General features: G+C 57.0%; 9 protein-coding genes. All 9 read left to right on the top strand.

Going from position 1 to position 12,574, the window contains the following annotated elements:
* Positions 1 to 155: 155 nt before the first annotated feature.
* The 9 genes from Q1Q75_RS01340 to amrB all read left to right on the top strand — a co-directional run bounded on the left by Q1Q75_RS01340 (position 156) and on the right by amrB (position 12,557).
* Positions 156 to 341: a DUF2065 domain-containing protein gene (locus tag Q1Q75_RS01340; RefSeq protein WP_300667208.1), complete on the top strand. Its 186-nt coding sequence runs from the start codon at positions 156 to 158 to the stop codon at positions 339 to 341.
* A 3-nt stretch (positions 342 to 344) separates the two neighbouring features.
* Positions 345 to 1,397, top strand: coding sequence for a tRNA preQ1(34) S-adenosylmethionine ribosyltransferase-isomerase QueA (gene queA / locus Q1Q75_RS01335; RefSeq protein ID WP_300667207.1), 1,053 nt, complete (start codon positions 345 to 347; stop codon positions 1,395 to 1,397).
* Positions 1,398 to 1,864: 467 nt separating this feature from the next.
* A complete protein-coding gene (gene tgt, locus Q1Q75_RS01330; protein WP_300667206.1) occupies positions 1,865 to 2,992 on the top strand; it encodes a tRNA guanosine(34) transglycosylase Tgt in 1,128 nt (375 codons plus the stop codon).
* A gap of 833 nt (positions 2,993 to 3,825) precedes the next feature.
* Positions 3,826 to 5,007: a pyridoxal phosphate-dependent aminotransferase gene (locus Q1Q75_RS01325; protein WP_300667205.1), complete on the top strand. Its 1,182-nt coding sequence runs from the start codon at positions 3,826 to 3,828 to the stop codon at positions 5,005 to 5,007.
* A 769-nt stretch (positions 5,008 to 5,776) separates the two neighbouring features.
* Positions 5,777 to 6,013: an OadG family transporter subunit gene (locus tag Q1Q75_RS01320; protein WP_300667204.1), complete on the top strand. Its 237-nt coding sequence runs from the start codon at positions 5,777 to 5,779 to the stop codon at positions 6,011 to 6,013.
* A gap of 17 nt (positions 6,014 to 6,030) precedes the next feature.
* Complete coding sequence (locus Q1Q75_RS01315) at positions 6,031 to 8,094, top strand: biotin/lipoyl-containing protein (RefSeq protein WP_300667203.1); 2,064 nt, start codon at positions 6,031 to 6,033, stop codon at positions 8,092 to 8,094.
* Positions 8,095 to 8,151: 57 nt separating this feature from the next.
* Complete coding sequence (locus Q1Q75_RS01310) at positions 8,152 to 9,504, top strand: sodium ion-translocating decarboxylase subunit beta (RefSeq protein WP_300667202.1); 1,353 nt, start codon at positions 8,152 to 8,154, stop codon at positions 9,502 to 9,504.
* Between the two features lie 201 nt (positions 9,505 to 9,705).
* Positions 9,706 to 11,259: a carboxyl transferase domain-containing protein gene (locus Q1Q75_RS01305; RefSeq protein ID WP_300667201.1), complete on the top strand. Its 1,554-nt coding sequence runs from the start codon at positions 9,706 to 9,708 to the stop codon at positions 11,257 to 11,259.
* A gap of 443 nt (positions 11,260 to 11,702) precedes the next feature.
* Positions 11,703 to 12,557, top strand: a complete 855-nt coding sequence (amrB, locus tag Q1Q75_RS01300; protein ID WP_300667200.1) for an AmmeMemoRadiSam system protein B — start codon at positions 11,703 to 11,705, stop codon at positions 12,555 to 12,557.
* Positions 12,558 to 12,574: the final 17 nt, after the last annotated feature.

Below are 12,574 nucleotides of genomic sequence, written 5' to 3'. Positions count from 1 at the left end.
AACTGTTTTGATGCCGGTTCATGCCAGGCCCGTCGCAGTAGAAACAGGGTCCAGAGGCATCCTAATGAAGGATACAGAAACCGTCATCCCGTCCAGGCTACCCCACGCATGTGGCCCACCCTGACCGGGATGCCAGCAAACGCAACACAGGCCTTATGAAATATTTTCTCTGCGTTATCGGAATGGTGATGATCATCGAGGGACTTCCCTGGTTCGGATTCCCAAACAAGGCACGCCAGATCATTCTGACCCTGGCCACGCAGCCGGAAAACCTCCTGCGAAGGATGGGACTGTTTATGATGCTTGGAGGGCTTGCCCTCGTCTACCTGGGGAATATGTAAGAGATGTACCAACTCAGTGATTACCAATTTGATCTTCCGGAGGCGCTCATTGCCCGTCACCCGGAAAAAACCCGCACCGACTCACGGCTCCTCCATCTGGAGCGCAAAACCGGTGCACTTCACCACAGCCATTTTACCGACATCAAAGGCCTCCTTAATCAAGGGGATCTTCTGGTGGTGAACAATACCAGCGTCATCCCCGCCCGGCTCATCGGCCACAAAGCAAGCGGCGGAAAAGTAGAGGTCTTGATCCTGGACTACCGGGAAGGCATGGCTGCAAAAAATGCGAGCGGGGACTTCTCCTGCCGATGCCTCCTCAAAGCCTCCAAGCGCGTCAAACCCGGCACCCTCATCTCTTTTGGAGACGGGTTCTCGGCCGTGGTGGAGCACTTTGACCAGGGTATCTACCGCCTCCGGTTTCTCACCGAGGGCGACTTCGACGCCCAGCTCGAAGCCTACGGAAAAATGCCCCTGCCCCCTTACATCAAGCGGGACGCCGACGCCTTTGACAAAAAGACCTACCAGACGGTCTACGCCAAAAACCGAGGCGCCGTGGCCGCGCCCACCGCAGGGCTCCACTTCACGGACGCGCTCATGCAGACCCTTCGTGAAAAAGGGGTGGAGATTGCCGAGCTCACCCTCCATGTGGGCTATGGCACCTTCGAACCCGTCCGGGTGGACGATATCCGGGACCACGCCATCCACACCGAGTGGTACGAAGTCCCGCAAGAGACGGCCGACGCCGTCAACAAAGCCAAAGCCGAAGGCCGCCGCGTGGTCGCCGTGGGCACCACCTCCGTGCGCACCCTGGAGTTCGCCACCGCCGAAGACGGTACCCTCGCCCCCGACGCTGGCCCCTGCAACATCTTCATCTACCCCGGCTATCAGTTCAAATGTGTGGACGCCATGGTCACCAACTTCCATACCCCGGAGTCGACCCTGCTCATGCTCGTCTCTGCCTTCGCCGGACGGGACACCATCTTCCGAGCCTACGAAGAAGCCGTTAAGCAAAAATACCGCTTCTTCAGCTACGGCGACGCGATGTTTATTGACTAAAGGCATGCCTCCGGCGGCTAGGTGTGCCACCTCGAAAGCAGGTTGCCATTGCGCTTCGCCCTTCGCGTGTCGCACCCTAGCCCACCTACGTTGGATAGGTGGTGACACGCAGACACGGGCGTAGGCGGATTCCTCAGGGCAAATCGCAATGGCGTTCGCCGCGGGCTGCGCCCGCCACCAAAGCTGATGACTATACGGGCATTTTTACAAGCTCCGCAAGGCTGGGGATACGGTGTCGTATCCCCTCCGGTTTCGAATATGCCACCAATGAACCCAAGAACGCTCCAAACGCTATTTGAAACACGACACTATGCTGTATATACCCACCCCCCTGCTGTAAAGCCGGACATTGCCCTTAGCGGATGTGATCGACCCGAGGAACGAGGGTCGGGAGCATTCGCAACCTGGGGTCCAGGGGCTCAGCCCCTGGCCGCCGGAGGCAGCTTTTTAATAAATTAAGGAAGACGATGAGACTTACATATACCAAAGAAGCCCAGTCGACGGAGTGTCGGGCGAGGGCAGCCACGATTAAAACGCGTCGGGGCGAGATCAAGACCCCTATTTTCATGCCGGTGGGCACGGTGGGGTCTGTGAAGGCCGTTTCGGTGGAGGATCTTGAGGAGGCGGGGGCGCAGATCATTCTGGGCAACACCTACCATCTGTACTTAAGGCCCGGCACGGATGTGATCGACCTTTTCGGGGGTCTCCATGATTTCATGAACTGGAAGCACCCGATCTTAACCGACAGCGGCGGATTTCAATTTTTCTCCCTGGCCAAGCTCACCAAGCGAACCGAAGAGGGGGTCTCTTTTCAATCCCACATCGACGGATCCCGACACGTCTTTACGCCGGAACGATGCATCGAGGTACAGAACCACATCGACTCAGACATCATGATGTGTCTGGACGAGTGCACGCCTTACCCCTCTGATTATAAGGCCACCAAAGAATCCATGGAGCTGACCACGCGCTGGGCCCGGCGCTGCTACGACTTCTGGCAGCAGGAGACCGACCTCAGAAACAACGCCTTCGGCATCGTCCAGGGCGGAATGCACAAGGAGCTGCGCACCGCCTCGGTGGAGCAGATCTGCGGCATTGATTTCCCCGGCTACTCCATCGGCGGCCTCTCCGTGGGCGAGCCCAAGGAGCTGATGATGGAGATGGGCGATCACACCCTGGCCCTCATGCCGGAAGAGAAGCCCCGGTACATCATGGGCGTGGGCACCCCCTCCGACATCGTGGAGCTGGTTGCCATGGGTGCCGACATGTTCGACTGCGTCATGCCCAGCCGAAACGCGAGAAACGGAAAACTCTTTACCTCCCAGGGGGCTTTAAACATCGGCAACCAGCGCTACCGGACCGATGAAAAACCCCTGGACCCGGTCTGCACCTGCTACACCTGCCGGAACTACTCACGGGCCTATCTACGCCACCTCTACAAGTCCAAGGAGCTCTTGTCCTATCGCCTCAACACCATCCACAACCTTCATTATTACATGAACCTCGTGGGGGAAATCCGCCAGGCCATCTTAGACGACCGCTTCATGGATTGGCGAAAAGGCTTCTACGCGGCCATGGAAGGCGACATCATCTAAAAGCAAGCCTCCGGCGGCAAGGTGTGCCACCTTGAAAGCAGGTTGCGAATGCTCTCACCCTTCGTTCCTCAGGGTGTTCACATTCGCTGATGACCTAGCCTGTGGCCAAAGGTATCTTTAACCTGGGTGACTCCGGCGAGATGTGCCAGATCAAAAACAGGTTAACAGGCCATGATCCGTATCATCTTCCCCCACTGCAGGAGACGTGGGGACCGATGTGCTGCTTTATCATTATAAAACAGAACACCCTTTGTACGACCCATTGATTGGGGGAACCCTGTGCGCACTCCAACACTCATTTGGATTCACGCTGGCTGTTGACGACCTTAACCAGAAGACCTCTGGTGGCAAGGGTGGCGACGCCACTGCCAATAGAATCACCTTGAGAACGGGTTGCAGCGGTGAAGAACACGCAGCGTCCTTCGTGTATCCCGGAGGACCGCTTCGTATTCATCATGCTTTTACGAGGCGCAGGGTATGCTTACTCACCATGTGTCTCGAATCAAGGTGGCTTATCCCGCGAAGACGGTTCGCACGCGTACGATCCGACCCAACACTCTCAGAAATTTACCCTGCCCCCTCCCCGATTTGTCCTCCCCCATTCCGCTTCATGGATAAATTTCTTTGATTTCTTTCCGCATCCTGTGAAATAAAAGTACTTCAGTCGATCTCATCAAACATCCCGTTCGGTTTGCTGCAAACAGATCGGCTGGACAGCAAAAAACATTGCGCCACGAAGCACACGCCCGAGGAACCCCCCTGTTATTTTCATGTCCTTCTTGGGCTTCGTGGTTCATCAGGCTTCATTCAAATTCCACGGACCGGAGGATTCCATGACCATTTCGACAAAGATCAAGGGTGCCATCGAGAAATCATCATTCATCCGCAAGATGTTTGAGGAGGGGGCCCGCCTCAAGGCAGAGCACGGCGCAGACAAGGTGTACGACTTCAGCCTCGGCAACCCCTACCTGGCCCCCCCTGCGGCGTTTAAAGAGACCCTCATGAAGGTGGCCGCGTCGTCGGGCGAAGGCATCCACTCCTACATGCCCAACACCGGGTACCCCTTTGTCCGCGCCTCGGTGGCTGAGTTTGTCTCAGCCCAGCAGGAGGTCACCTTAGATGAAAACGACATCATCATGACCTGCGGAGCGGCCGGTGCCTTGAATGTGGTCCTCAAGACCCTCCTTGACCCCGGGGATGAGGTAATCTGCCCGGCGCCTTATTTTGTGGAGTACAACTTCTACGCCGACAACCACGGCGGCGTGGTAAAAGCTGTCAAAACCAATCCGGACTTCACCCTGAATCTGGCCACCCTTGAGGAGGCCGTCTGCAAAAAGACCAAAGCGGTCCTGATCAACACCCCCAACAACCCCACCGGCCAGGTGTATGACAAGGCCAGCCTTGATGCCTTAGGGGAAATGCTCGCACGCAAAAGCCAGGACATCGGCCACCCCATTGTTCTTATCTCCGACGAACCGTACCGAAAAATCACCTACGACGGCATCTCCGTGCCCTCAATCATGACGAGTTATGTCAACAGCGTGGTGGTGACCTCCTACTCCAAGGATATTTCCATTCCCGGCGAGCGCATCGGTTACATCGCCATGCATCCTGGGTTTGAAGGAAAGGGCATTTTCGTGGGCGGACTGGCCCTGTGCAACCGTATCCTGGGGTATGTCAACGCCCCGGCCATCATGCAGCGGGTGATTGCAGAGCTTCAGGGCGTCAACGTAGACATGACGCCTTATGAAAAAAACCGCCAGCTGCTTGTTGACGGCCTCACCGACGCCGGTTACGAGTTCACAGCCCCCAAGGGCGCCTTCTACCTCTTCCCCAAAGCCCCCATCGACGATGATGTCGCCTTTGTGAGCGAACTTCAAGAAGAGCTGATCCTTGTCGTCCCCGGCAGCGGCTTTGTCGGCCCGGGCCATTTCCGAATCTCCTTCTGCGTCGATGAAAAAACGATCACAGGAGCCCTCCCTGGATTTGCCAAGGTCATGAAAAAGTACAAATAAAATGCATTTTATGGAGGCTCGTCAACAACTTTCAGGCTGTCTTCGGATGATTATCAAGCGGAAAGATGTTTACTCGTATATCTTTCCGCTTTTTCATCAATTCGCCACACCCCTCGCAAAAAAATAACTAACCTATATCATATTCATTATCCTCCTCCCTGCGACGACATCCACATCACCCGCAGCCCACCGAAAACAGAGTTTTCGAGCCGATAAGGGGTCATGATTCCCGAGGCTTGCCAAGTTACCGCCCCCCTCGTCCCAGGTGATTTCCAAGGTATCATCTTACAATAGCACAGTATTTTTTTACTTGACATTACCCTGAGAATATATCAAATTATTCGATTCTAGTAATATACTTTAAGTGCCACGATGGCCGTAGCCTCGATCTGGACGACATATTCAGCCTACGTCTGACGATAAAAAAAGAAACGGGCGCCTCTTCCAAGGTGATGATTTTCACCATAAGGGAGTACTGCCTCCATGGATCCATTATCTGCTGTCTTTTTTAAGGGGAATGATTTCTCCTTATTGATATAGAAATTGATGCGTGAGTGCCTCCTGCCCGATGGGATACGGGCAGGTGCCATTCGGCATACATTGATGCCCCTTTTTTAAGGCATCATCATGAGAAAAGATGCTTTCGCACCGGGCGTGGCTTTGCCTTCCGTGGGATGTATCGGCCGCACCGTCGACCCCACGTATTCATCACACTGAGATGAAGCGCCGAAGATGAAAGACATCGATTATTATGTGGAGGGGATAGAGTATGATTGTTGAAGGTCTGGGATTGATGGTTGCAGGCATGGGAGTGGTCTTCGCGTTTCTGACTCTCTTGGTCTTTGCCATGATGATCTCGGCAAAGGTACTGAAGCGTTTTACCGATGCCGATGTGACGGGTAGACCTTTGGGAAAACCAAGAGCCGCAACATTCCAACAGGCGGGAGATGACCTGGCGGAGATCGCGGTGGCCATTGCGGCTGTTAAAGCCTGCGCGCGCAGCTAATAAGGGGATAAAAGATTATGGCTAAGAAATTAGTTCGTTTTATGAATACAGCGTTTCGTGATGGTTTTCAGTCGGTCTACGGAGCGCGCGTTTTTACTGACGATTTTATGCCCGCCGTGGAAGCCGCAACGGCTGCGGGCTGCAACTACTTTGAAGCAGGCGGTGGCGCTCGTTTTCAGTCACTCTACTTTTACAGCAACGAGTGCGCCTTTGACATGATGGACCGTTTCCGCGCGACGGCCGGTCCCGACGCAGACCTGCAGACCCTGGCCCGCGGCATCAACGTGGTGGCGCTGGACTCACAGCCCAAGGACGTCATCAAGCTGCACGCCGAAATGTTCAAAAAGCACGGAATCAGCTCCATCCGTAACTTTGATGCATTAAACGACGTCAACAACCTCATCTACAGCGGGCAGTGCATCGCCGAAGCCGGTCTCAAGCACCAGGTGGTCATCTCCATGATGGCCCTGCCTCCCGGCTGCACCGGCGCACACGACGCAGACTTCTACGTCAACATGCTCAAGCAGATCATGGATGCAGACATTCCTTACCACTCTATCTGCTTTAAAGACGCCTCTGGCACCAGCTTTCCGGCCACTGTGTACGAGACCATCAAAAGGGCCAAGGAGATTATCCCTGCGGATATCCCCGTTCAGTTCCACACACACGACACCGCCGGAATCGGTGTCATCGGCTACAAGGCCGCTATCGAGGCAGGCGTCGACGTGATTGACCTCTCCATGGCCCCCTGCTCCGGCGGAACCTGCCAGCCAGACATCATGACGATGTGGCATGCCTTGAGAGGCACCGACTACGAGCTTGACGTGGACATCGACAAGATCCGCGAAGCCGAAGAAGTGTTCAAGGAGTGCATGAAAGACTACTTCCTGCCTCCCGAAGCCAAAGCGGTCGAGCCCATCATTCCCTGGTCTCCCATGCCGGGCGGCGCCCTGACGGCGAACTCTCAGATGATGCGCGACAACAACATCATGGACCGCTTCCCCGAAGTGATCGGAGCCATGGACGAAGTGGTCCGTCGCGGCGGCTTCGGCACCTCCGTGACCCCGGTCAGCCAGTTCTATTTCCAGCAGGCGTTTAACAACGTCATGATGGGCAAATGGAACAAAGTCGCCGAAGGCTACGGAAAAATGGTCCTCGGCTACTTCGGCAAGACCCCGGTCGCCCCCGATCCCGAGATCATCAAGATCGCCTCCGAGCAGCTGGGCCTTGAGCCCACCACACGCAGCCCCTTAGATATCAACGAAGAAGACCCCACCAAGGGACTCGGCTGTGCGCAGAAGAAACTCGAAGAAAGCGGGCTGCCCGTTACCGATGAGAACCTCTTCATCACCGCCTCCTGCGGTGACAAGGGCATCAATTATCTCCTCGGCAAAGCCACCCTCGGGGTCCGCAAAAATGTCCCTGAAGCGGCAAAAGCCGAAACCAAAGCAGCCCCTGAAGGCTACACCGTCACGGTAGGCGGCAGCACCTACACCGTCAAACTCGACGGCGACACCGCCGTGGTCAACGGCAAGGCATACAACGTCAACGTCGCTGAAGGACTGGCCGCAGCGCCTGCGGCGGTCACCACGACCCCCGGCGCCATCGAAGCCGTCAAGGCCCAGATGCCCGGCGCCGTCGTTCGTATCCTGGTTGCCAAAGGCACGAAGGTCAACGCCGGAGACACCCTGCTTGTTCAGGAAGCCATGAAGATGGAAGTGGAGGTGAAAGCCCCCATGGGTGGCACCGTTGTTGAGCTCCTTGTCGCCACCGGCGATCAGGTGAACGCTGACCAGCTCCTCATCCAGATTCAAACCGAAGGCGCTCCCGGCGTTGTCGTGGCAGCCCCTGCGGCTCCCACAGGCCCCGGGGAAGAGGTGACAGCCCAGATGCCCGGTGCCGTCATAAAAGTCCTGGTTGACAATGGGTCTGCCGTAAAAGCCGGGGATACCCTGCTCGTTCAGGAAGCCATGAAGATGGAAGTGGAGGTCAAGGCACCTGTGGACGGCACCGTGACCTGTGTATCGGTTTCTGCCGGCGATCAGGTGGCCTCCGGCCAGAGCCTGGTCACCATTGCCTGAGGTAATTGACCCACGCACTCTTTATGCCTTCAACGACTGAATGGACAGGATAGAACCATGACTCGAGATATGAGATACACAAAAAAGTTCTCCACCCGGCCCCTGGCGATTGTGGCAGCGATTCTCGCTCTCTGCCTCTTCACCGGGATCTCCATGGCGAGCGCAGCCAGCGCACCGGCCCCGGCGCCCGCCTCGGATGCCTCGGACGCCTCCATGGGAAAGGTGGAAAAACTCTGGAAAAGCACGGGCCTGAACGCCTTTGTCAATGGTGCCAAAGAGATTTTTGCCGACAAAAAAAGCGGCGATCACCAGCTGATTCCCCTGGGCATCGGCCAGCTCATCATGATCATCGTGGGCGGGATCCTCATCTGGCTTGCGATCAGCAAGGGCTTTGAACCCCTTCTTTTGATCCCCATCGGCTTCGGCGGCATTCTGGCCAACATTCCGGTGGCAGCCATCGCCGGTCCGGAAGGATTTCTGGGGCTGATCTATGCCTTTGGGATCAAGACAGGGCTCTTTCCCCTGTTGATCTTCATGGGGGTCGGTGCCATGACGGATTTTGGCCCCCTCATCGCCAACCCGAAAACCGCGCTCCTCGGAGCCGCGGCTCAGTTCGGCATCTTTACCACCCTGATCGGCGCCCTGGTGCTGACCCAGGTGGTACCCGGGATCCACTTCTCCCTGCAGGACGCCGCAGCCATCGGGATTATTGGAGGCGCGGACGGCCCCACGGCCATCTTCCTGGCGGGACGGCTCTCGCCGGATCTTCTGGGAGCCATCGCCGTTGCCGCATACTCCTACATGGCCCTGGTGCCCATCATTCAGCCCCCTATTATGAGGGCCTTCACCACCAAGGAGGAACGGGCCATTGAGATGAAACAGCTTCGCCACGTCAATAAAGTGGAGAAGATTGTCTTCCCTCTCATGGTGCTCGGGATCTGTATCGTGCTGCTGCCGGACGCCACCCCCCTGATCGGAATGCTGATGTTCGGCAACCTGCTCAAGGAGTGCGGTGTGACGGAGCGACTCTCCAAGACCGCGGCCAACGAACTCATCAACATCGTCACCATCCTGCTGGGTATCGCCGTAGGCTCCAAGCTGGCCGCAGAAAAATTTTTACAGCTTGAAACCCTCGGGATTCTCCTTCTGGGTCTCGTTGCCTTTTGCATCGGAACCGCGGCAGGGGTCCTTCTGGCCAAGTTGATGAACCGCATGAGCAAAGAGAAGATCAACCCCCTCATCGGCGCTGCGGGCGTCTCTGCCGTTCCCATGGCAGCCCGTGTGGTCAACGGCGTGGGTGTTGAAGAGAACCCCCACAACTTCCTGCTGATGCACGCCATGGGTCCCAACGTCGCCGGTGTCATCGGCTCCGCTGTGGCCGCAGGTGTTCTCCTCGCACTCTGCGGGTAATCCCTGCACCGAAATAAAAAATAAAAAGGCCCCGTTCACAGTGAACGGGGCCTTTTTTTTTCCATCCCCTGCGACCGGAGCACCATAAAATAGGGGGAACCATTCCCCTGACCCGACTTTCATGATAATAATGTTCACCTCGATTGTCGCCCGTACACCAGGCGCATCATCCTCATCAACTGGGAACCTGAAGGAGAACGCATGAATCGCGTCCAGAAAATGATCCACAACCTGAAGGAGAAAGACGCAAAGACGCTATCCATGGGGGGCACCTCGGCCGTTGCAAAGCACACGGCCAAAGGCAAGCTCACCGCAAGGGAACGTCTCGATCGCCTCTTTGACAGGGACTCCTTTCGGGAAATCGACCGCTTTGTCACCCACCGCTGCACCAACTTCGGCATGGAGCAGGTGGAGATCCCTGCCGACGGCGTCGTGACCGGCCACGGCCTGGTGGACGGCCGCCCCGTCTTCGCCTATGCCCAAGACGTTACCTCGCGAGCGGGAAGCCTGGGGGAGATGCATGCCAAAAAAATCTGCAAGGTGATGGACATGGCCATGAAAGCCGGGGTCCCCATCATCGGCATGAACGACTCCGGCGGCGCCCGGATCCAGGAGGGGGTGGATGCCCTGGCCGGATACGGAGAGATCTTCTTCCGAAACGCGGGTGCTTCCGGTGTGATCCCCCAAATCTCTGCCATTATGGGGGCCACAGCCGGCGGCGCCGTCTACTCCCCGGCCATGACCGATTTTGTCTTTATGGTCAAAAAAACCAGCCACATGTTCATCACCGGCCCGGATGTCATCCGGTCCGTCACCGGGGAAGATGTAGACTTTGATAAACTCGGCGGGGCCGTGACGCACTGCACCAAAAGCGGGGTGGCCCACTTCGCCTGCGAAGACGACGGGGAGTGCATCACCCGCATAAAAACTCTTCTTTCGTACCTTCCCGCCAACAACACGGAAGAACCGCCTCGAATCCTCCCCGAAGACCCGATCCATCGCCTCTGCCCCGAACTCGACAGCCTGATCCCGGAAAACCCGATGAAGCCCTACGACATGTTCGACCTGATCCGGGCCATCGCCGATCACGGGACCTATTTTGAACCTCACAGCCTTTATGCCCCGAACATCATCACCTGCTTCATCCGCCTGGAAGGCCGGACGGTGGGCGTCATCGCCAACCAGCCCAAGGTGCTGGCCGGCTGCCTCGACATCAACACCTCGGACAAAGCCAGCCGCTTTATCCGCTTCTGCGACGCCTTCAACATCCCCCTTTTAACCATTGCCGACGTGCCCGGCTTTCTTCCCGGCATCCAGCAGGAGTGGGGAGGCATCATCCGGCACGGAGCCAAACTTCTCTGGAGCTACTCCGAAGCCACCGTGCCCAAGCTCCTCTTGATCACCAAAAAGGATTACGGCGGGGCCTACCTCGCCATGAGCTCGCGCCACTTAGGCGCCGACATGGCCTTTGCCTGGCCCACAGCGGAGATTGCCGTCATGGGAGCCCAGGGAGCCGCCAACGTCATCCACCGCAAAGAGATCAACAGCGCCGACAACCCTGCCTCCATGCGAGACGAAAAAATTAGCGAATACAACGACCTCTTTCTCACCCCTTATATCGCCGCGGCCAGGGGCTATATCGATGCCGTCATCCTCCCGTCGGAGACCCGAAATCATCTCATCGACGCCCTGGATATCATGTGCTCGAAACGCGAAACCCGCCCCGCTAAAAAACACGGAAACATCCCGTTATAGGGACAGAGGAAAGGACAAAAGCGTGCCTCCGGCGGCGAGGTGTGCCACCTCGAAAGCTGGTTTGCGAATGCGCATCGGTTCTCGTCTTTTGAGGCTGCAATGCGTCCGCATTCGCGCGACGTGTAAGGTACGGCACCGTGCGTCGCAAGTGCGTGAGTTACCGGTGCTCCACCGTCGATCCAAAAGTGGCTTACCGCGTCTTCCCGTCTTTCCCGTCTTTCCCGTCTTTCCCGTCTTTCCCGTCTTTCCCGTCTTTCCCGTCTTTCCCGTCTTTCCCGCGAAGGCGGGAACCCATGGTGGATATAGGATACCGCCGGTATTTTATGATACGGATAGTAACGTATACACGAAGGTGGCCGAAACGATGATCAAGGCCCGCTTTTTCTTCCTGAAAACCCTGTGATATTGTATTGTTTTATTATAACCATTCGGGAGATAAAATCATGGGTGCAAGAAAGCGGGCAGCCCTTCGCGGGCAATGGTATCCGGAGAGCAGGGAGGCCTGCCTCAAAGAGATCGAGGGGTTTCAAAAGGAGGGGTGGATGACTCGGCCCCAGGGGGATCACTACCGAGCGGGGATCGTCCCCCATGCGGGGTGGTTTTTTTCAGGGAGCCTCGCCTGCCGGGTGATCGAAACCCTGGCCAAAGGAGAGAAACCAGACCTCGTGGTCCTTTTCGGACACCACCTGGGTCCCTCCGCCCCCACCAACGTCATGACCGAAGGCATTCTGGAAACCCCCTTTGGAGACCTCACCGTCCACACCGAATTCTCCGAGGCCTTAAGCAAAACCCCCTTTATCCGGCGTGAGATGGGGCCCTTCATGGCCCCGGAAAACACCCTGGAACTCCAGCTTCCCTTTGTCCGGCTCTTCTTTGGCGAGACCGCCGTCTGCCTCCTGGGAGTCGCCCCCAACAAACAGGCTGCCCTCACCGGCCTGGCCGTGGTCAACACCGCCAATCAGTTGGGCCTCACGATAAAAGTCATCGGTTCCACCGACCTGACCCACTACGGCCCCAATTTCTCCTTTACCCCCCAGGGCAAAGGAGAAGCATCGCGGACCTGGGTCAACGAATGCAACGACCGTGAGGCCATCGACCACATGACCGCCCTGGATGCCCCCTACTTCACCCATGAGGCCCTCCTGCGCCAAAACGCCTGCTGCGCCGGTGCCGTCACCGCCACCCTCGCCGCCGCCAAAGCCCTCGGCAGCCCGGGCGGCGTTGAAATCGCCCACACCACCAGCTACGCAAAAAGCCCGTCGGACAGCTTCGTTGGGTACACGGGGGTGGTGTTTTAAAAGAAAAGGACTCGATA

The sequence above is a fragment of the Desulfoluna sp. genome (genome assembly GCF_030145185.1).
Classification (GTDB): Bacteria; Desulfobacterota; Desulfobacteria; order Desulfobacterales; family Desulfolunaceae; genus Desulfoluna.
This window is presented reverse-complemented; position numbering and strand designations above follow the sequence as displayed.

What these genes read in the sequence shown, in the direction of transcription:
- Q1Q75_RS01340 (WP_300667208.1), top strand. Translation starts at nt 156, where the DNA reads ATGAAATATTTTCTCTGCGTTATCGGAATGGTGATGATCATCGAGGGA.
- queA (WP_300667207.1), top strand. Translation starts at nt 345, where the DNA reads ATGTACCAACTCAGTGATTACCAATTTGATCTTCCGGAGGCGCTCATT.
- tgt (WP_300667206.1), top strand. Translation starts at nt 1,865, where the DNA reads ATGAGACTTACATATACCAAAGAAGCCCAGTCGACGGAGTGTCGGGCG.
- Q1Q75_RS01325 (WP_300667205.1), top strand. Translation starts at nt 3,826, where the DNA reads ATGACCATTTCGACAAAGATCAAGGGTGCCATCGAGAAATCATCATTC.
- Q1Q75_RS01320 (WP_300667204.1), top strand. Translation starts at nt 5,777, where the DNA reads ATGATTGTTGAAGGTCTGGGATTGATGGTTGCAGGCATGGGAGTGGTC.
- Q1Q75_RS01315 (WP_300667203.1), top strand. Translation starts at nt 6,031, where the DNA reads ATGGCTAAGAAATTAGTTCGTTTTATGAATACAGCGTTTCGTGATGGT.
- Q1Q75_RS01310 (WP_300667202.1), top strand. Translation starts at nt 8,152, where the DNA reads ATGACTCGAGATATGAGATACACAAAAAAGTTCTCCACCCGGCCCCTG.
- Q1Q75_RS01305 (WP_300667201.1), top strand. Translation starts at nt 9,706, where the DNA reads ATGAATCGCGTCCAGAAAATGATCCACAACCTGAAGGAGAAAGACGCA.
- amrB (WP_300667200.1), top strand. Translation starts at nt 11,703, where the DNA reads ATGGGTGCAAGAAAGCGGGCAGCCCTTCGCGGGCAATGGTATCCGGAG.